Raw genomic sequence first — 20,131 nt, 5'->3', positions numbered from 1 at the left:
ATTATGACATTTACTAATTTTATAAAGCGTCCTGTACTTTCAACGGTGGTGTCGGTTTTCTTCGTGCTATTGGGTACGATTGGATTGATTTCGCTGCCAATTGAACAGTATCCAGATATTGCGCCACCAACCATTTCGGTAATGGCAAACTATCAAGGAGCTGACGCACAAACCGTATTGAACTCCGTTGTTACTCCATTGGAAGAGAGTATAAACGGTGTTGAGAATATGACTTATATACAATCAACGGCTACCAATGCTGGTCTTGCAATGATTACGGTTTACTTCAAGCAAGGTTCCGACCCTAATATGGCGTCAGTGAACGTACAGAACCGTGTGTCGCAGGCACAAGCCTTGCTACCAGCGGAAGTTACGCGTGCAGGTGTAACCGTGTCGAAACGCCAGAACTCGAACGTTGTGATGTATACATTGACAACCGACGATGGTCGTTACGACGACGAATTCCTCACAAACTACAACGCTATCAACATTATACCATTGCTGAAACGTGTCAATGGTGTAGGCGATGTGCAGAATCCGGGTATGAAAACCTATTCTATGCGTATATGGTTGAAGCCCGAAAAGATGAAGCAATATGGTCTTGTACCAAGCGATATTTCAGGTGCATTGGCTGAACAGAACATCGAAGCGGCTCCGGGTTCGTTCGGTGAGCAGAGCAATACGAAGTACGAATACACGATGCGATATAAGGGACGCCTCAAGACCGAAAAGGAATATGGCGACATTATCATATCAGCAAACAACAATGGACAGACCCTTCATCTTCGTGATGTAGCCGATGTGAAACTCGGTGGATTGATGTATTCTGTATCAATGCTGAACAATGAAAAGCCAGCAGTAGTCGGAATGGTTCAGCAAATTGCAGGTTCGAATGCCACACAGATAGCAAAAGACGTGAAGGCAGCACTTGCAGAAGCACAGAAAACAATGCCTCCAGGAATGAAAGTAGTAATACAGCAAGATGTAACAGACTTCTTGTTTGCCTCTATGGAAGAAGTTATCTTCACGCTCTTCCTTACTTTGGCATTGGTGTTCCTTGTAGTTTATGTCTTCTTGCAAGACTTCCGTTCTACATTAATACCGATGATTGCCGTGCCAGTGGCGTTGATTGGTTCTTTCTTCTTCCTATGGATGTTCGGTTTCTCTATCAACTTGCTGACGCTTTCAGCCCTCTTGCTGGCGATTGCAATTGTGGTGGACGACGCCATTGTGGTGGTCGAAGCTGTCCATGCGAAGCTCGATTTGGGCTATAAGAGTTCGCTAACGGCAGCTATTGATGCGATGAACGAAATCTCAGGAGCCATTATTTCCATTACATTGGTAATGGCAGCCGTGTTCGTTCCTGTGTCTTTCATGAGCGGAACATCAGGTACGTTCTATCGTGAATTTGGTGTTACGATGGCAGTGTCTATCATTATATCTGCAGTAAATGCCTTGACACTTTCTCCAGCCTTGTGTGCTGTCTTCTTGAAACCCCACAACGAGGAAGAAAAAAAGAAGTTAAGCCGCATCGACCGTTTCCATCTTGCATTCAATACACAGTACGAAAAGATTAATACGAAGTACAAAAAGTCGGTTGAGAAGATTATCAACAACCGCCTAGTAACAGGTGTTTCAGTTGTTTTAGGTATCGTGGCATTGGTTATTACAATGGCAACCACAAAGACAGGACTTGTCCCTGACGAAGACACAGGTGTACTTTTTGCTACCGTTTCTTTGGAACCGGGTATGTCGCAGACTGAAACGCGTAAGGTAACGGAGCAGATTGATAAGATGTTTAAAAGCAATCCATACATTGAAACCCGTGCCCAAATCATTGGTTTCAACTTCATTGCTGGTCAAGGTTCAGACCAAGCGACCTTCATTCTCAAGCTAAAACCATTTGAAGAAAGAAAGTATGGCTTGTTCGACCGCATTAAAGCGGTATTCGACGGTGCTGGTATTGCAGGCTTATTCATCGATCCAACATCTTCTAATATGATATTGGGTATGATTTACAAGCAGACATCAAGTATCAAGGGAGCACGTATATTGGCATTCGGACCACCTATGGTGCCTGGCTTTACGATGGCAAACGGTCTGTCCATTTCAATGGAAGACCGTACTGGTGGCGATTTGAACAAGTTCTTCAACATTACTCAAGACTATCTGAAAGCACTGGGCGAACGTCCTGAAATCGGCAAGGCTATGACCTCGTACAACCCTAAATACCCTCAGTATTTGGTAGACATAGACGTGGCAAAGGCTAAACAGGCTGGTACTTCACCTGCTGCTATCCTCTCTGTATTGCAAGGTTACTACGGCGGTATGTACTCATCGAACTTCAATGCTTACGGTAAACTGTACCGTGTAGTAATTCAAGGAACAGTGGAAAGCCGCTTCAGCGAAAGCGGACTGAACAATGTGTATGTCAGAACCAAAGGCGGTATGGCACCCGTGGGCGAGTTCTGCACACTGAAACGTGTGTACGGCCCTTCTAACATTGCTCGTTTTAACCTGTTTACAGCCATTAATGTGAACGTGCAAGCTGCTGACGGATACTCATCGGGTGATGCCATTAAAGCTGTAGAAGAGGTTGCTGCCGAGAAACTTCCTGCAGGATATACTTACGAATTCTCTGGTCTGACACGTTCAGAGCAAGAATCTTCCAACTCAACAGCTATTATTTTCGTTCTATGTCTTGTCTTTGTGTACCTTATTCTAAGTGCGCAATACGAAAGCTATATCCTTCCATTGGCGGTTATTCTGTCTATCCCATTCGGTTTGGCGGGTGCTTTCCTCTTCACAATGCTATTCGGACACAACAACGACATCTATATGCAGATTTCGCTTATTATGCTGATTGGTCTGCTGGCAAAGAACGCCATCTTGATTGTAGAGTTCGCATTGGAACGCCGCCGTACAGGTATGGCGATTAAATATGCTGCCATTCTCGGTGCCGGTGCGCGTCTGCGCCCTATCCTTATGACCTCTCTTGCAATGGTTATCGGTCTGTTGCCATTGATGTTTGCAAGCGGTGTGGGCAAGAATGGTAACCAAACACTGGGTGCTGCCGCCGTAGGTGGTATGCTTATAGGTACGCTTTGTCAGGTGTTTATCGTTCCTTCGCTCTTCGTTATCTTTGAATACTTACAGGAAAAGTTTAAGCCTATGTCGTTCGAAGATGAGGAAAACAAACAAGTGGCAAAGGAATTGAAACCATTTCTTGGTGGTCCCGCAGAGAGCTACGAGGTAGAAGAGTAAAGATTACTAACGAAGTAAGAAAGTTATGAAAATAAGAAATATAATCATTTTAGGACTTGCAACACTGTCTCTGACGGGTTGCAAGAGCCTATATGGAACATACAAACGTCCTGAAGTGAAAACCGATGGTCTTGTACGCGACCCCATCAACGACCAAACAACGTTGGAGGGAGCAAACGATTTTGGGCAACTTCCTTGGCGCGATGTGTTCACCGACCCTAATTTGCAAGCTATTATAGAGAAGGCATTGACCAATAATCCCGACCTGCTCAATGCCGCACTCAACATTGACATAGCCGAACAGCAACTCGGTGCTGCCAAGTTGGCATTCCTCCCATCGTTAGCTCTTGCACCGCAAGGTACAATCACACACTTCGGTTCGCACGTCGAAGCCACCAAGTTCTATACGTTGCCCATAGCTTCGAGCTGGGAAATAGACCTCTTTGGCAACCTCCGCAATGCGAAGAAAGCGGCTCAGATGGCTATGATTCAGATGCAGGACTACAAGGTAGCAGTACAAACAAAACTTATCTGCAACGTTGCCAACCTGTATTACACTTTGCTGATGCTCGACCGTCAGAAACAAATCATAACCGATATGGCAGCCCTTACAAAGAACACGTGGGATATAATGCAACTGCAGATGGACTATGGCAGAGCACGTGCAACAAGCGTACAGAGTGCGCAGTCGGCTTATTACGGCGTTCAAGCACGTGCTACCGACATAAAGAAACAGACGCGCGAGGTTGAAAACTCGCTGAGTCTGCTTATGGGCGAGCCCGTACATAGCATTGCACGAGGCACGTTAGACAACCAGAAACTGCCTTCAAACTTCTCTGGCGGCATAGGTGTTGAAATTCTAAGCAACCGTGCCGACGTGCACGCAAACGAGATGGCGTTGGCTAAATGCTTCTATAATATCAATCAAGCGCGTGCCCGCTTCTACCCTTCTCTAAGCATTACAGCTTCGGGCGGTTGGAGCAACGGCAACGGAATGGTAAACCCTGCGAAGTTGCTTTTCAATGCCATCGGCAAACTAACGCAGCCTATTTTCATGCAAGGAAAGCTGAGAGCAGGACTTCGTGTGGCTGAAGACCAATACAAGATAGCATACAACAAATGGCAAAACAGTGTCTTGACTGCTGGTTCGGAGGTAAGTAACGCATTGGTGGCATACAATGCTGCCGAAGAGAAAGACGTACTTTACACAAAGCAGATAGAAATATTGAAGAAGAATGTAGAGCAAACACAGATGCTGTACAACCAAAGTTCAAGTTCTTACCTTGAAGTCATAACTGCACAACAGAACTTGCTGAATGCAGAAATATCTCAGGTTCAAGACCAGTTCTCTAAGTTACAAGCCATCGTAAACCTTTACTATGCGCTTGGTGGTGGGTCAAAATAAGTTTTCTTAAAACACATTTATAAGTATGAGTAGTGAGATTAGTCCAAAAGCCGAGGTTTCTCCGAAAGCGAAGATAGGCGACGGCTGCAAAATATTTCCATTCGTTTACATCGAAGACGATGTAGTAATTGGCGACAACTGTATAGTGTTTCCATTCGTCAGCATACTGAATGGCAGCCGAATAGGCAATGGAAACAAGATACACCAATGCAGCGTTATTGGTGCATTGCCACAAGATTTCAACTTCGTTGGCGAAAAAAGCGAGTGTGTTATCGGCGACAACAACATTATCAGAGAGAATGTTGTTATCAACCGTGCTACCCACCGTGGTTGCCAAACCGTCATCGGGTCGAACAACTTCCTTATGGAAGGCGTGCACATCAGCCACGACACGAAGGTGGGCGACCGCTGCATATTCAGCTATGGTACGAAGATAGCAGGCGATTGCGAGATAGCCGACCACGCCATTTTCTCGTCTGGCGTCATTCAGAAGGCAAAGACACGTGTCGGAACAGCAGCCGTGGTACAAGCTGGCACAACGTTTGCGCGCGATATTCCACCTTACATTATAGCAGGTGGCAGTCCTGTGGCTTACGAAGGTGTAAATACCACGATTTGCAGAGAGATGAAAATAGACGAAAAGGTTATCAAGCACATCGCAAACGCCTATCGACTTGTGTTCCACGGACAAACTTCCGTGTTCGATGCCTGCATACAAGTAGACGAACAAGTGCCCGATTCGCCCGAGATTCGCAACATTGTTGAGTTTATCCGCAACACCAACGAGGGCATTATCGGTAAACTGTAACATTACAAAAACATTATATATCTAATCCTGACAAACTGCTTTCAACAAGCGTTTGTTGGGATTTTTTTGTTTCATATACAAGCAAACAAAGCCATTAAAAACCAATTCAGTAAAACTTCATTTCAAGAACGATTTTCTTTTTTGCTACCCAAGATAAATGCCAAAACTGCATTAGTTTTGTAAAGATAATTCTGACGAAAAACGATACTTTCGATTTGGCGTTGCGAAAGCGGCTGTTTTGCATTACAAAAGAGCCGCTTTTACCGTGCAAAACCTACGCTTTTGGAACGCAAAACAATAGGTTTTGTAATACGTTGATAATAAACAAGTTAAACAATAGTTATACTTGTGAAAAATATTTACAGATTTATTACCCTGTTTTCGTCTGTGAATCAAGTAGTCCACACCCATTCCTTACAGTTCCGCAATACACCTTATACAAAAGGTACGGAGTAGTTGCACTGAAGCAAAACAACAAAAGGCATTAAGCGTTACCGCTTAATGCCTTTGTATCTGTTGTTGATTTGCCCGATTAAAGCAAAGTCTTGAACTTCTCGTCGAGCTTGTCTTTTGATGCAGCACCAACAAACTTGTCTACCAACTCGCCATTCTTGAAGAAGAGAATTGTAGGAATGTTGCGCACACCATAGTCGATAGCGATGTCGTCGTTGTCTTCAATGTTGCATTTACCAACAACAATCTTGCCGTCGTAATCGTTTGCCAATTCTGAAATGATTGGGCCAATCATCTTGCAAGGGCCACACCAAGTTGCCCACAAGTCTACTACCAATGGCAATTCGCCATTCTTATAACTCTCAAAGTTTGCGGTTGTAATTTCTACTTCCATGTTTTTTAGATTTTTTTGTTAAACAATTATTTCTATACTATTATGTTCTTCCAAACACTGTGCCAACTTTTCGGATATGTCAGTTTATCTTATAACTCATATTTTCTTCGTTGGCAATAAAGTCGAGCAACGCACGGTCTACATTCACGCCCTTATTGCGACAATGCAGGGTTACCGACGACTGTTCGGCAGTATGCAGTTCTATGTAAAGTTGCGTACTTCCCTCGTTTTGTTCTACGAGTGTAACAAGGTCGGAAACCGTTTGGTCGTTCACTGACGAGGCGTCTACCGAAATCGTAAAACGCTCTAACCTGTGCGCCTTCACATCGTAAAGCTGTTCCACATTCTGCACTTTCAGTTCGTAAAGATTGCTGTTGCGATAGCGAGGCTGACACTTTGCCGTTACAAAAATTGTATAGTTTTCCTTCATCAGTCCGTTCCATCGTGCCCAGTCGTCGCCAAACAACGCCAACTCGCCCGAGCCTTCAAAGTCTTCTATCGTAACAAAGCCGAAAGGTTTACCTGTTTTTTGCGAGAAACGCTCGTTCACTGCGGTAATGATTCCGCCGAAAGTTATTTCCTCGCGCTTCGAGAGCTGCTCCATATCTGCACCTCGCCCGATTTCTTCGATATGCGTGTTGCACAGATTGTTCAATATCACGCTATACTCGTCCAATGGGTGTGCAGAAAGGTAAATACCCACGAGTTCACGCTCTTTATTCAGTTTTTCTATGCTTGGCCAGCGGTCGGTTTTAGGCACAACAGGTTGCGCTATCTCGACAGCATCGTCGCCACCGAAGAGCGAATTTTGCATTTGCGCCTTCTCTTGCTGGAACAACTGCGCATAGCGAACCAATGAATCGAGGAACGTTACACCCTTTGAATTAACACCGAAATATTCTTCTCGTTGCAATCCGAAGCTATCGAAGCCACCACTATAAGCCAAACTTTCGAAGGCTTTGCGGTTTACATTGCTTAGGTCAATACGCTCGGCGAAGTCGAAAATGCTCTTATAAGTACCGTTCTTCTCGCGTTCGTTCACAATCGCCATCGCTGCGCCTGTTCCCATTCCTTTAATGGCAGAAAGTCCGAAACGAATTTCACCTTTCTTATTTACACCAAAGCCCATCTGGCTTTCGTTCACATCAGGGCCCAAGGTTGATATTTTGAGAGCCTTGCACTCTTCCATCAACTTCGTAATTTCGGTGATTTGGCTGAAACGGCGCGTCATCAAGGCAGCCATAAACTCTGCTGGGTAGTGTGCTTTCAAGTAAGCAGTCTGGTAGGCTACCCACGAATAGCAAGTAGCATGCGACTTATTGAAGGCATAGCTGGCAAATTTTTCCCAGTCGCCCCATATCTTTTCCAACACTTCGGGGTCGTGTCCGTTTGCCTTTCCCTGCGCAAGAAACTTAGGTTTCATCTGGTCTACAATGGCTTTCTTCTTTTTACCCATTGCCTTACGCAAGGCGTCGCTCTCACCACGAGTGAAATTTGCAAGCTGACGACTTAACAACATCACTTGCTCTTGATAGACCGTAATGCCGTACGTGTCCTTCAAGTATTTTTCCATACAAGGAATATCGTACTTCACCAACGCAGGGTTGTTCTTGCGCTTGATGAAGTCGGGGATATAATCCATTGGTCCCGGACGGTAAAGGGCATTCATCGCAATAAGGTCTTCAAACACCGTTGGGTGCAGTTCGCGCAGATATTTCTGCATACCCGCCGATTCAAACTGGAATGTTCCTACGGTTTGTCCCCTTTGGTAAAGCTGATAAGTGAGTTCGTCATCAATTGGTATGTTTTCGATGTCTATTATATCGCCAGTGGTTTGCTTGATTACCTTGCACGCTTCCTTTATCTCAGACAGTGTTTTCAGTCCGAGGAAATCCATCTTTATAAGTCCTGTTGTTTCAATAACGTGCCCATCATATTGGGTAACAGGTACTTTCTGGTCGGGATAATCGGGGTCGGTTGCAGTAGATATTGGCACCCATTCGCTGATAGGATTACGGCAAATAATGAATCCGCAAGCGTGAATACCTGTTCCACGCACCGTTCCTTCCAACATCTTTGCATACTTAATCGTGTTGCGTTCCCGTGCATCTTCGCTCACTTCTGCCTCTTGCAACATCGGTGTACAGGCGATGGCGTTCTTTAAATTCATCTTCATACCATCGGGCAGACGCTCGGGAATGGCTTTACAAAGTCGGTTTGAAATCTCCAACGGCAAGCCTTCCACACGCGCAACGTCTTTGAGCGAGTTCTTGGTTGCCATAGTAGAATAGGTAATGATGTGGGCACAGTTTTCCTCGCCATACTTGTCCATTACCCATTGCAGCACCCTTCCACGTCCGTCATCATCGAAGTCGGTATCAATATCGGGAAGATTGACACGGTCAGGATTAAGGAAACGCTCAAACAGCAAGTCATACTTCAAGGGGTCTATGCGCGTTATTCCCAAGCAATAAGCCACCACTGAACCTGCTGCCGACCCACGTCCAGGTCCCACCATTACATCAAGCTCGGTTCGGGCAGCATTTATAAAGTCTTGCACGATAAGGAAGTAGCCTGGAAAACCCATTGTTTTCATAACGTGTAACTCAAACGTTATCGCCTTTTGAACTTCTTCGGGAATAGGGTCGCCATAGAGTTGCTTTGCACCATCGTGTGCCAACTTCGCCAAATAGTCAGCCTCGAACTTAATGCGATAAATCTTTTCATAGCCTCCTAAGCGGTCGATTACTGCCTGTCCGTCCTCGGGAGAGAGCTGGTTTTCGCCATTCTCATCGGTGGTAAACTCATCGTAAAGTTGCTGTTCGCTGAACTTCTTTCTCCATTTTTCTTCTGTACCGAAACTTTCTGGAATGGGGAAGAAAGGCATAATAGGGCCATTGTCTATGCTATACAACTCTACCTTATCGAGTATTTCCAATGTATTGCTCATTGCTTCTGGCAAATCGGCAAACACTTCGTTCATCTCTTCACGGGTCTTGAACCACTCTTGCTTTGAGTAGCGCATTCGTGTAGGAGAGTTTAGGTCTTCTTGTGTGGAAAGACAGAGTAGGTGGTCGTGCGCTTCTGCTGTTTCTTTGTCTTCAAAATGGCAGTCGTTGGTACACACATACTTAATTCCGTATTCCTTTGCAAACTGCAAAAGCACACGGTTTACCTTCTGTTGCAAAGGGAAAGCTTCACGATTGGCCAACAGCGTTGGGTCTTTCACTTCGTGACGCTGCAGCTCAAGATAGAAATCATCGCCGAAAGCTCTCTGATACCACTCTACTGCTTCACGGGCAGCATTTATATCTCCCTTCAATATATTACGTGGAACTTCTCCCGCCAAGCAAGCTGTACATACGATTAAGCCTTCATGATACTTCTCCAAATCGGCACGGTCGGTACGCGGTCGGTAATAATAGCCATCTACCCACGCATGTGATACCAACTTAATAAGGTTCTTGTAACCTTGGTAGTTCTTTGCCAATACTATAAGGTGGTAGCCAGAATTGTCGTGCATCTCTTTCACCTTGTCTTCTTTGCGTCGCCGAGCTACATACATCTCGCAACCAAAGATAGGCTTAAAAGGCTCTTCACCGTTCTTTTTACGTGCTTTGTTTATATTGGCACAATAATCAGAAAACTCTTTTATTCCGAACATTACACCGTGGTCGGTAATAGCCATTCCTTTCATTCCATTATTCACTGCCTTATCAACGAGATACGACACCTTCGACTGACCGTCAAGGATTGAATAATGCGTGTGCACGTGTAAATGTACGAAATCTTCCATTCTATATGATTGCTGTTTTCGAGTTTCAAAGATACGACTTATAGACGACATAGCCAAAAGAATAAGAATAAAAATTTGTGAGAGTAATAAAAAATAATTATCTTTGCATTCGTTAAAAACTGTACTCTCACAGAATGGGAAAAATTAAGAGGAAACTCAAGAAAATAAGATTGCATCACGAAGGCACAGACCAGCTTCTATATGGAGGCATTGCAATAGGGCTGATAGCTCTGTCGCTGTGGTTTGGCATAGAGAATAAAATACCTTTTTGGATATTCGTTGCGATTTTTGGAACAGTTTATTGCATTGTTCTGAACTTCTATCGCTGTCCGATTCGCTATTTTGGTGGAGAAGATACCGAAAAGATTGTTGTTGCTCCAGCCGACGGACATGTCGTTGTGATAGAAGAAGTGGAAGAAAACAAGTATTTCCATGAACGCCGTATTATGGTTTCTATCTTTATGAGCCTTTGGAATGTGCATGCCAATTGGTTTCCAGTAGACGGAACTGTAAAGTTCGTGAAACACTTTGATGGCAACTACCACAAAGCATGGCTGCCAAAAGCAAGCGAAGAGAACGAACATTCTGACATTATCATCACAACTCCTGACGGTAAAGACATTCTCTGCCGACAGATTGCAGGTGCGGTTGCACGTCGCATTGTAACCTATGCAAAAGAAGGAGAAGAATGTTTCATCGACGAACATATGGGCTTTATTAAGTTGGGTAGCCGCGTAGACGTATTCTTGCCGATAGATTCTGAAATCTGTGTAAAGATGGGACAATCTACAACAGGCGACCAAACTGTAATTGCAAAACTCAGCTAAGCCTATTTAAGCATAAAGAAAGGTGGAATATGGCAATTAAGAAGCACATACCTAACACCATAACCTGCTGCAACCTCGTTTCTGGCTGCGTGGCTATTGCATACGCTTTCAGCGGCAATGTTGAACTATCATTCACTTGGATTATCATAGGAGCTGTGTTCGACTTCTTTGATGGTATGTCCGCACGATTGTTAAACGTCAGCTCTCCTATTGGAAAAGAGCTTGACTCGCTTGCCGACGTCGTTACTTTTGGCGTAGCACCATCAACTATTTTGTTTAGCGAGTTGAGCGTTATGAGTTATCCGGCTATACTTGAACCGCTACGCCCCATACTTCCTTTCACGGCATACATTATGGCAGCGTTCTCTGCACTACGGTTAGCAAAGTTCAATCTTGATGAACGACAAGCACTTGGGTTTATTGGATTGCCAACCCCAGCCAATGCTCTTTTCTGGGGTTCGCTCATTATTGGCGCAGGAAAATGGTTGGAAGCTACCCCGTTTATGGTATTCTTCCTCTTAGGCGGCATTCTTATCAGCTCTTGGCTGATGGTTTCAGAAATACCAATGTTTGCACTTAAATTCAAGGAATGGGGTTGGAAAGGCAATCAAGTAAAATACATTTTCCTGCTCACTTGTATTCCTTTGCTTGCAATATTCGGCCTCACAGGATTGGCAATCATTATTGCATGGTATGTCATAATATCGTATATCATAAAAAAGTAAAAGCTCTATTCCCTTACTCCATATAGATTTTATAAATAAAAGACTATGGTTCTATTAAAATTTATACTCTTTATATTCATTGCGGTTTTCGTTATGCTGTTATTTATTGCCTATAAATTTTATAAGGTAATAACACGCACACGACGCAGATTTCGTCCCGAGGATATGGAAGAAGGAGTGAATATAAATGGAAACACCATTGTAGACCATCGCCCAGACTACAAACGCAACCAGCAAGTTATAGGCGATGATGAAGGCGAATATGTTGATTTCGTAGACAGCAATAATATTTCTGAAGACACGAAACTCTAAAATAACATTCTACATTCTATAAAAGGACACTGACAAGATAGATTATTTATAGTACCTTGTTAGCTCCATACAGAAACGCTCAATAAGTTTTTATAAACCTATTGGGCGTTTTTTCTATATTCCTTCCTTTGTACCCATCGAATGTTAAATACGAAAAATAGTATTTAAAAAGCTATTAAAAAGCACTAAAACTTTTTCATAGTACGAATAAAAATATTATATTTGCGAAAATCAACACAAAACACAAGACACAAATATGAAAAGAATAGTTACATTAACAAAGACAGAACACGACCTCATCGAAACAGTAAGAAATTACAGAATAAGTTTCGTAAGTTCCTAACTTCGTTTTCTGTACTTCACAAAACACTTACTATTTTGAGTATAAACTCCACGCTCCGTGTGGATTAAGTATTGTCGTACGCCCCCTATGGTATGTGCCAAGGCAAGTGTGTATGGCTCCAATCACATAAACTATACTAAACTAACGTGAGTTCGATATAAGAATTAAATGAAAATATTCCGTTTCTTATTGATTATAAGTATATTAGGTTGTTATTAATTCTTTTTAAAATGGACTTGATTAGATAAAATAGCTCACTATAACCCTTTTAAGTGGTAATAAATACTCGAATTACAAGATTATTTCTTTATTTTGGAGTTTATTAAATCTCTAAGTGCCTTATAGATAATATATTGGAGAAAATTCTTATATCGAACTCACGTTAAACTAACAAGCGGTTTGTTTGTCAGTATCATTGGCAAATTAGTGCACTAACCGTTCTGCAAAATGTAAATTACATCAATTAAAAGCCCATTGTTAGAATTAAGTATGCACTCAATTAATTCCGTCAGCGGGCAAAGTCGTACTAATCAAACAATTAATGAAATGAAAAAGTCATCACAACTTCTCATCGTTTCTATTATGCTTTTCTCATTCTCAATGGGTATGAAAGCACAGGAACAAACATCTAAGTTCATCTTCCAAGGTGTTGAAAGATTAAATTCCAAAGCTGGTTTCCGCTATTTTTATGACAATCAGAACAAGCTAAAGGCTTCTGTTTATTATGATGCTCAAGGAAAGTCCCCTCACGTAGACTCTCTCTATTATGACGAGAAGGGTAGAATCAACCGCGTTGACCAGTATATGATTCTTTCCGGAGAAATCCCAGAAAAGCTCCCATTGGATACTCGCCTCCAATATACTTATGACGAAAAGGGCAAGTTACACGAAAGATTTCTATACTACGGGTATGCTCTTGATAATCCAGCCGGCAAGAAAGAGTTTATCTATGATACGCATGGCAACAACACGATTATCCGCACCTACCTGCTTTCAATCGGTACTACCGTTGATATGAAGTACATCTATAACGAGAAGAACCAGCTCATCAAGTCTGGGTATCCGTCAGATAACGACCCTGAAAAGATTGTAACCAACATCAAAACGTACGAATATGACGAAAATGGCAACAGAATTAAGGAGAACTCATTCACTGACGAGCCGAACTCCAAGCTCAACGGATATATTCAGTACAATTATGACGGTATGGAACTAACCGATATGTTGATCACAGACGTCGATGAAGAGACTGGAAAAGAAAAGCTCTATCTGAGTATGCAGTTCGAATACGACAAGCAGCATCTTGGCAAAGATGCGTACTATCCTTCTTATCCATTTACTTTGGACGGACCGATGTTTCATAATTCAATAGTGGAAGATGCACTTGCCAATGCTCGTCTAAGAACCAAGATGATTGTCATAGACCCTGATTTAGAGGAAGGAAATAATAAAATGACTTTCGCATACCTCTATAACGACCCAACGTCTGTAGAAAAGGTAGAAGGTGCAAGCGAACTGAAGGCTTACAAGAACGGAAGCGTACTTACCATTGAAGGAAGCCAAATCTCAAAAACTGCCGTTTACAGCCCAGACGGAAAGGTCGTGGCAAGGGTAGATGCTCAAGCCGACAGAATCGATATTCCTGCTGAGGCACTCGGCAATGGCGTATTCATCGTTGTTGCTCAAGGCGCAAAAGGACAGAAGATGAGCGCAAAGGTGGTGTTATAATGCTATCCCATCTTATATAATTAGGATACACAAACATCGCCAAAAGCGTTTCGCATTCGGCATATTGCCGAGTATATAGAGCAAGCCTCGGTTGTATCATACCGCCAAACAACAGCCGCCATTAGGCTTGTGGCGCACCCATAGCCTCTCGCAATGCGAGGGGCTTTTTTATATTACAAACCCTCATACTGTTGTAAATATTTTTCGCAAACATATTTCTCTTTTAACTACCTAACTATCAACACTTTGCAAAACCTATTGTTTTGCGTTCCAAAAGCGGCTGTTTTGCACGGTAAAAGCGTAGGTTTTGCAACGCAAAACAGCCGCTTTCGCAATGCCAAAACGCAATTATCACTTTTTAAGAGAATTATCTTTACAAAATTGAAGAAAAGAATACACTAAACTTGGATAAAATAATAAGGAAAGAGAAATTCCTATTAAAAGAAAAAAGTGCAAGGATTTCCAAACGAATCTTTGCACTTTTCTTTGTCGGGATGACTGGACTCGAACCAGCGACCACTGGTCCCCCAGACCAGCATTCTAAACCTACTGAACTACATCCCGTTCTGTTTGATGGTGCAAAATTAGTTACTTTTTAAGAGATTAGCAAACTTTTAGAGTTATTTTTCTATGTTACCGAGTTTTATTTGTATTTTTGTATAGCAAAAAAAGAGCTTCTGTTAGCCATAAAAAACGGCAGGAATATTTAACGAATAGATAAAATGCAATACAAAATAACACCTCCAACGCATATTGAAGATACCATACAGCTTCCCGCATCGAAAAGCATCAGCAATCGCGCACTGATTATCCACGCACTCGCAGGCGGAAACATTATGCCCGAAAATCTTTCTACTTGCGACGACACAGCTGTTATAGCACGCGCTTTTAAAGATAATCCATACGAAATAGACATTATGGCGGCAGGCACGGCAATGCGCTTTATGACTGCCTATCTGGCTGTTACGGAAGGCGAACACGTGCTTACGGGAACCGAACGAATGAAGCAACGCCCTATAAAAATATTGGTCGATGCGTTACGTTTCCTTGGAGCAGACATTCAATATACAGGCGAAGAGGGGTTTCCGCCATTGCTCATCAAGGGTAAAAAGCTAAAAGGAGGCAGCGTAGAGGTAGCCGGTAACGTTAGTTCTCAATATGTTTCGGCATTGCTGATGATTGGTCCGACATTAGAAAAAGGGCTCGAACTGAAACTGTTGGGCAATGTTATCTCGCGTCCCTACATCGACCTCACGCTGAATTTGATGCACGAATATGGAGCCGACGCAGAATGGACAGATGTAGATACGATTACCATTCGCCCCAAACGCTACGAGGAACGCAGCTACACGATAGAGAACGACTGGACGGCAGCCAGCTATTGGTATGCCATACGCACCTTGCTGAACGACCGCAAGTCGTACATTCGCTTTCCGGGATTGAAAAACGGCTCGCGTCAAGGCGACTCTGCAGCGAAGTATATATTCTCGCTATTGGGAGTGAAAACCACTTTTGCAGACAAGGAAATGGACGAGCTTACAGACGTAACTATTACACGTAAGCCTCAAATGTTGCCTCGCTTGGAGTACGATTTCAAAAATCAGCCCGACTTGGCGCAAACCTTGATAGCTCTTTGTCCTATTATGAACATTCCTTTTAAGTTTATGGGGCTAAGCAGTTTGAAGCTGAAAGAGACCGACCGTATAGAGGCTATGAAGACCGAAATGGCAAAATTAGGCTATGTATTGCACGACTCGAACGATTCGGAAATTATATGGAATGGCGAACGTTGCGAAGTGGCAAATCCGATAATAATAGACACTTACAAAGACCACCGTATGGCAATGGCTTTCGCTCCATTAAGCATTAAGTTGGGCGAACTGACCATCAACAATCCTGAAGTGGTTTCAAAATCGTATCCACACTTCTGGAACGACTTGCGAAAAGCAGGGTTCTCCATCGAGGAGATAAAATAAAAACGAGGCAAACTGTATATGGACATCATTATAATAGGCATCTTGGCGATTGTCGGAATGGGCGTGCTTGTAGGCATTTCAACGTGGATTAGCCGACGCAACAGCAACGAGCCCGATATTATTGTACCTGCATCGGGCGACTGTGCTACTTGCAGCGGCATCGACGAAAGCTGCGAACAGACGTGTATGATGGAAGCTGCCACGAAGGAAGTGGAATATTACGATGACGAAGAACTCGACCGTTTTAAAGGAAAAGAGTCAAACGAATACACCGACGACGAAGCCGAAGAGTTTTCGGAAGTACTCTACACCATGCGCCCCGATGAGGCTAAAGGCTGGAACAGAAGTCTGATTCTCCGTGGAATCAATGTTCCCAACCAAATAAAAGACGAGTTAATAGCGATGATTGAAGGCTGACAAACAAGAAAATACAATAAGTAATCGGCTTAAAAGACAATAAAAACAAACTTTCAAGAGTTTATTAATACGTGAAGTTTAGATACGCAAAATATATTTATATCGCATTCGTAGCAGTGCTTGCCATTGTTATAGCAAGTTGCTCTACAAAGAATAACACCTCGCAAACACGATGGTGGCACTCTTTCCACGCCAAATACAACACATATTATAATGGTGCGCAAGCCTATATAGACGCATCGTTGGAGAAAGAGAATGGCAATAAAGACAACTTCACGGAGATGATTCCGCTTTACACCGTAGGCAACAAGGCGAGCAGGGAATTAGGGAAAAGCAACTTTGAGCGTGCCATTGAAAAAGCAGAAAAAGCCATTGCACGCCACAGCATAAAGAAAAAGCCTGAATGGAACAAATCAAGGCGCAAGACGGAAAAAGACATTGAATGGCTGTCGCGCAGAGAATACAATCCATTTCTTTGGAAAGCGTGGATGCTAATGGGGCGTTCGCAGTTCTATAAAGGGGCTTTTGAAGAGGCTGCCACTACTTTTGCGTATATGAGTAGGCTCTACCGAACACAGCCAGCCATTTATGGCAAGGCGCGTGCGTGGCTCGCAAAGTCGTACATAGAGGCAGGTTGGCTTTACGATGCAGAAGATGTAATCCGCAATATGCAGCGCGATTCAATAGATTGGCGTGCTGTTCGCGAATGGGATTATACCTTTGCCGACTATTACATACACACGGGCGAACTCGAAAAAGCTGTTCCCTACCTGCGCAGAGTAATTAAACAGGAGATGCGACGCAAGCAAAAAGCACGCGAATGGTATCTTATGGGGCAAATTCAGGCTGTTCTCGGCAATAAAGACGCAGCTTACAACGCTTTCCAGCACGTCATTCATTCCAATCCACCCTACGAGTTGGAGTTTAATGCACGTGTTGCAGCAACCGAGGTAATGGCAGCAGGACAAGCCAAACAAATGGTAAGCCGTCTGAAACGTATGGTTGCTTCCGACAAGAACAAGGAGTATCTCGACCAAGTATATTATGCAATGGGCAATATTTATCTTACCAACAAAGATACAACAAACGCCATTGCAGCCTATGAGCAAGGCAACAAGAAATCCACACGCAGCGGAATAGAGAAAGGTGTGCTGCTTTTGCGTCTTGGCGACTTGTATTGGGCAAAGGAAAAGTTCAGCGATGCCCGCCGTTGCTACAACGAAGCCCTTGGTTTGTTGGACAAAGACCGCAAAGACTATGAACTATTGTCGGAGCGTACAAAGGTTCTCGACGAACTTACACCGCATACAGAAGCGGTGCACTTGCAAGATTCGCTGCAATACCTTGCGAAATGCCCCGAAGCAGAACGCTTTGCAGCTATCGACAGAGTAATAAACGAACTTAAAAAGAAAGAAAAAGAAGAACGAAACAGGTTAGCCGAGCAAGAAGCAGCTCAACAAATGGCACAGAATGGAGGCATTAACGCCGACAACGATAACCCTCTTAGACGTTCTGCCGCCCCTAACAAGCAAGGGCAAGATGCCACATGGTACTTCTATAACCCTATGGCGGTGCAACAAGGTAAGGCTACTTTCCAACAATTGTGGGGCAAACGCGAGAACATAGACAACTGGCAGCGTATCAATCAAACTGTAGTTGGTAAAATAAACAATAATCTTGAACTTACCGATGTTCAACGAGATTCTATCGCAAAGGAAGAAGCAAGGTTGGATTCGATAAGCAGTAAAAAGGATTCGGCGCAGAACGACCCGCATCAACGGGCATACTATTTGGCACAAATACCATTTACAGCTGAGCAATTGGCAGCAAGCAACAAAATACTTGAGGCTGGTTTGCACCATTCTGGCGTGATTTTCAAAGACCGTTTAGACAATCTTCGCTTAGCCGAAAAGGCTCTGCGCCGTGTCAGCGACAACTATCCTGACTACGAACAGATGGACGATGTGTACTACCATCTCTACTTATTGTACATGCGCAAGAGCCAATCTGCCATTGCAAACAGTTACATAGACAAATTAAAAGCAAAATTCCCGAAGAGTCAATGGACGGCTGTGCTTACCGACCCATACTTTAAAGAGAACGCAAAGTTTGGCGAACACATTGAAGATTCGCTTTATGCGTCTACCTACGAAGCATTCAAGAACAATCGTTTTGGCGAAGTTACTGCCAATAAACGCATTTCCGACGAGCGTTTCCCTATGGGAGCAAACCGCGACAAGTTCTTGTTTATCGGCGGATTGAGCAAACTTAACCAAGGCGATGTGAATGGTTGCATAAACGAAATGAAGACTGTTGTTGAGAAGTTTCCACAAAGTCGCATCAGCGAAATGGCAGGAATGATAGTCAATGGCGTAGAGGCTGGAAAGAAAATACGCAACAGTAAATTCGACCTTGGCGATGTTTGGAACTATCGCACCAATGTCTTGAACGATAGCGACAGCATTAAACAAGTGAAGTTCTCGCCAGACAGAGATATCGATTTCAAGTTCCTTTTGGTGTACAACCCCGACTCTTTATCGGAAAACAAGCTGTTGTTTGAAATGGCAAGATTCAATTTCACAAGTTTCTATGTACGCAATTTCGATATAGAAATAGAAGATATTGAAGGTCTGCACCAAATGAAGCTGTCTGGATTCAGAAGTTTCGACGAGGCTTTCCAATATGCACGACAGCTCTTGAATAATAAGAATGTAACGGCGCAGCTAAGCAAAGACACGAAAGCCATTATCATTAGCGACAAGAACTTGCAGCTAATTGGAGCGTCGTTCAGCTATAAGGATTACGAAGACTTCTATGCAAAGCACTTCGCACCATTACAAGTAACGAAGCGTTACCTGCTTTCTGAACCTGCCGAAGTGGCAACACCACGTGAGAAAGAGCGCGATTTGCAAGAAGAAATAGAAAGCAGAAACCCGACAGAAACCGACCTCAATGCGCGCAAACAAGCATTAGAGCCCGTAGATAATGGTATGACGATACCTCTCGAGGAGGAAAAAACAACCGAAAATAAAGATGTTACTCCGACCGAAATGGTTGTTCCTATTGAAGAAACCGAAAAGAAGGAGGAACCAAAGAACACCATAGACAATACGGAAATGGTAATTCCGACAGAGGAAACTGCAAAGAAAAAAGAACAAAAGAACACTATTGACAATACGGAGATGGTTATTCCAATAGAGGAAACTCCAACTCAGAAGCCGCAACCAAAGCCAGTTGAACCTAAGAAAGAGGAGAAACCAGCCAATAAGGACAACCAAAAGGTTGCGCCAATAGACGATAATGTCATGGAAATTCCATTGGACTCTGATACCATTTTGCCTAAAGATACAGTCGGTACTCCTACCAATAAGCCGAAGACTGCAAAGGCAAAGGACAGCGAGAAACCATCGGAAAAGAAGAAACAACAGCCTGCCGAGAACACTCAAAAGGCTCAAAAACCTACCGAAAAGAAAGAGCAACTGAAGAAAAAAAATACAGATGGCCCTGTAATATACTTCGACGATGATGTTAAACCTGTGGAAAAGAAAAAGAAAGAACCACAGAAGCAACAGCCGCTCGATTACGATTTCGACGATGAATACTACGATTTAGGTGGTTTTTAGTGAAAGCTAAAAGATAAATAAAAAGGTGTTCAGGCAGCATTTAAATAAACAAAGAAAGGA

At 43.3% G+C, this 20,131-nt stretch carries 12 protein-coding genes and 1 tRNA gene; 10 read left to right on the top strand and 3 right to left on the bottom strand.

From position 1 onward, the window contains the following. The first annotated feature begins 3 nt into the window (after nucleotides 1-3). From BWX39_RS03765 to lpxA, 3 genes are read left to right on the top strand one after another with little or no spacing between them, the layout of a single operon-like run. Nucleotides 4-3,264: an efflux RND transporter permease subunit gene (locus BWX39_RS03765; RefSeq protein WP_028904860.1), complete on the top strand. Its 3,261-nt coding sequence runs from the start codon at nucleotides 4-6 to the stop codon at nucleotides 3,262-3,264. Between the two features lie 25 nt (nucleotides 3,265-3,289). Continuing rightward, on the top strand, nucleotides 3,290-4,669 hold the full coding sequence (locus BWX39_RS03760) for an efflux transporter outer membrane subunit (RefSeq protein WP_028904861.1): 1,380 nt from the start codon (nucleotides 3,290-3,292) through the stop codon (nucleotides 4,667-4,669). A gap of 25 nt (nucleotides 4,670-4,694) precedes the next feature. After that, a complete protein-coding gene (gene lpxA / locus BWX39_RS03755) occupies nucleotides 4,695-5,477 on the top strand; it encodes an acyl-ACP--UDP-N-acetylglucosamine O-acyltransferase (RefSeq protein ID WP_028904862.1) in 783 nt (260 codons plus the stop codon). Nucleotides 5,478-6,009: 532 nt separating this feature from the next. Here lpxA and trxA read toward each other — a convergent pair. Then, nucleotides 6,010-6,324, bottom strand: coding sequence for a thioredoxin (trxA, locus tag BWX39_RS03750; protein WP_014710403.1), 315 nt, complete (start codon nucleotides 6,322-6,324; stop codon nucleotides 6,010-6,012). A gap of 79 nt (nucleotides 6,325-6,403) precedes the next feature. After that, on the bottom strand, nucleotides 6,404-10,120 hold the full coding sequence (gene dnaE, locus BWX39_RS03745) for a DNA polymerase III subunit alpha (protein WP_028904863.1): 3,717 nt from the start codon (nucleotides 10,118-10,120) through the stop codon (nucleotides 6,404-6,406). A 134-nt stretch (nucleotides 10,121-10,254) separates the two neighbouring features. Between dnaE and BWX39_RS03740 the strand changes: the two genes are divergently transcribed. The 4 genes from BWX39_RS03740 to BWX39_RS03725 all read left to right on the top strand — a co-directional run bounded on the left by BWX39_RS03740 (nucleotide 10,255) and on the right by BWX39_RS03725 (nucleotide 14,055). After that, nucleotides 10,255-10,947: a phosphatidylserine decarboxylase family protein gene (locus BWX39_RS03740; RefSeq protein WP_014710405.1), complete on the top strand. Its 693-nt coding sequence runs from the start codon at nucleotides 10,255-10,257 to the stop codon at nucleotides 10,945-10,947. Between the two features lie 29 nt (nucleotides 10,948-10,976). Continuing rightward, nucleotides 10,977-11,672, top strand: coding sequence for a CDP-diacylglycerol--serine O-phosphatidyltransferase (gene pssA / locus BWX39_RS03735; protein ID WP_036860242.1), 696 nt, complete (start codon nucleotides 10,977-10,979; stop codon nucleotides 11,670-11,672). Between the two features lie 45 nt (nucleotides 11,673-11,717). Next, nucleotides 11,718-11,984: a hypothetical protein gene (locus tag BWX39_RS03730; RefSeq protein ID WP_028904865.1), complete on the top strand. Its 267-nt coding sequence runs from the start codon at nucleotides 11,718-11,720 to the stop codon at nucleotides 11,982-11,984. An 889-nt stretch (nucleotides 11,985-12,873) separates the two neighbouring features. Then, nucleotides 12,874-14,055 carry a hypothetical protein gene (locus BWX39_RS03725; RefSeq protein WP_028904866.1) on the top strand — a complete coding sequence of 394 codons (1,182 nt, stop codon included), beginning with the start codon at nucleotides 12,874-12,876 and terminating at the stop codon, nucleotides 14,053-14,055. Between the two features lie 489 nt (nucleotides 14,056-14,544). On the opposite strand, the gene BWX39_RS03715 is transcribed toward BWX39_RS03725, so the two are convergent. Next, nucleotides 14,545-14,619, bottom strand: a tRNA-Pro gene (locus BWX39_RS03715). Nucleotides 14,620-14,777: 158 nt separating this feature from the next. Here BWX39_RS03715 and BWX39_RS03710 point away from each other — a divergent pair. The 3 genes from BWX39_RS03710 (at nucleotide 14,778) to porW (ending at nucleotide 20,071) form a co-directional block, all read left to right on the top strand. Beyond that, entirely contained in the window at nucleotides 14,778-16,031 is a 1,254-nt protein-coding gene (locus tag BWX39_RS03710; RefSeq protein ID WP_028904867.1) for a 3-phosphoshikimate 1-carboxyvinyltransferase, read from the top strand. 18 nt (nucleotides 16,032-16,049) lie between these two features. Further along, nucleotides 16,050-16,448, top strand: a complete 399-nt coding sequence (locus BWX39_RS03705; protein ID WP_014710416.1) for a hypothetical protein — start codon at nucleotides 16,050-16,052, stop codon at nucleotides 16,446-16,448. Nucleotides 16,449-16,519: 71 nt separating this feature from the next. Then, nucleotides 16,520-20,071: a type IX secretion system periplasmic lipoprotein PorW/SprE gene (porW, locus tag BWX39_RS03700; RefSeq protein WP_028904868.1), complete on the top strand. Its 3,552-nt coding sequence runs from the start codon at nucleotides 16,520-16,522 to the stop codon at nucleotides 20,069-20,071. The last annotated feature ends 60 nt before the right edge of the window (nucleotides 20,072-20,131 follow it).

Origin of the sequence: Prevotella intermedia ATCC 25611 = DSM 20706 (assembly GCF_001953955.1) — a bacterium.
Taxonomy (GTDB): Bacteria; Bacteroidota; Bacteroidia; order Bacteroidales; family Bacteroidaceae; genus Prevotella; species Prevotella intermedia.
The sequence above is the reverse complement of the archived record's forward strand: the minus strand, read 5'-3'. Positions and strand labels throughout refer to the sequence as shown.

Bases quoted from the DNA above. Each gene is read 5' to 3' on its own strand.
- BWX39_RS03765 (WP_028904860.1), top strand. From the start codon at position 4: ATGACATTTACTAATTTTATAAAGCGTCCTGTACTTTCAACGGTGGTG.
- BWX39_RS03760 (WP_028904861.1), top strand. From the start codon at position 3,290: ATGAAAATAAGAAATATAATCATTTTAGGACTTGCAACACTGTCTCTG.
- lpxA (WP_028904862.1), top strand. From the start codon at position 4,695: ATGAGTAGTGAGATTAGTCCAAAAGCCGAGGTTTCTCCGAAAGCGAAG.
- trxA (WP_014710403.1), bottom strand. From the start codon at position 6,324: ATGGAAGTAGAAATTACAACCGCAAACTTTGAGAGTTATAAGAATGGC.
- dnaE (WP_028904863.1), bottom strand. From the start codon at position 10,120: ATGGAAGATTTCGTACATTTACACGTGCACACGCATTATTCAATCCTT.
- BWX39_RS03740 (WP_014710405.1), top strand. From the start codon at position 10,255: ATGGGAAAAATTAAGAGGAAACTCAAGAAAATAAGATTGCATCACGAA.
- pssA (WP_036860242.1), top strand. From the start codon at position 10,977: ATGGCAATTAAGAAGCACATACCTAACACCATAACCTGCTGCAACCTC.
- BWX39_RS03730 (WP_028904865.1), top strand. From the start codon at position 11,718: ATGGTTCTATTAAAATTTATACTCTTTATATTCATTGCGGTTTTCGTT.
- BWX39_RS03725 (WP_028904866.1), top strand. From the start codon at position 12,874: ATGAAAAAGTCATCACAACTTCTCATCGTTTCTATTATGCTTTTCTCA.
- BWX39_RS03710 (WP_028904867.1), top strand. From the start codon at position 14,778: ATGCAATACAAAATAACACCTCCAACGCATATTGAAGATACCATACAG.
- BWX39_RS03705 (WP_014710416.1), top strand. From the start codon at position 16,050: ATGGACATCATTATAATAGGCATCTTGGCGATTGTCGGAATGGGCGTG.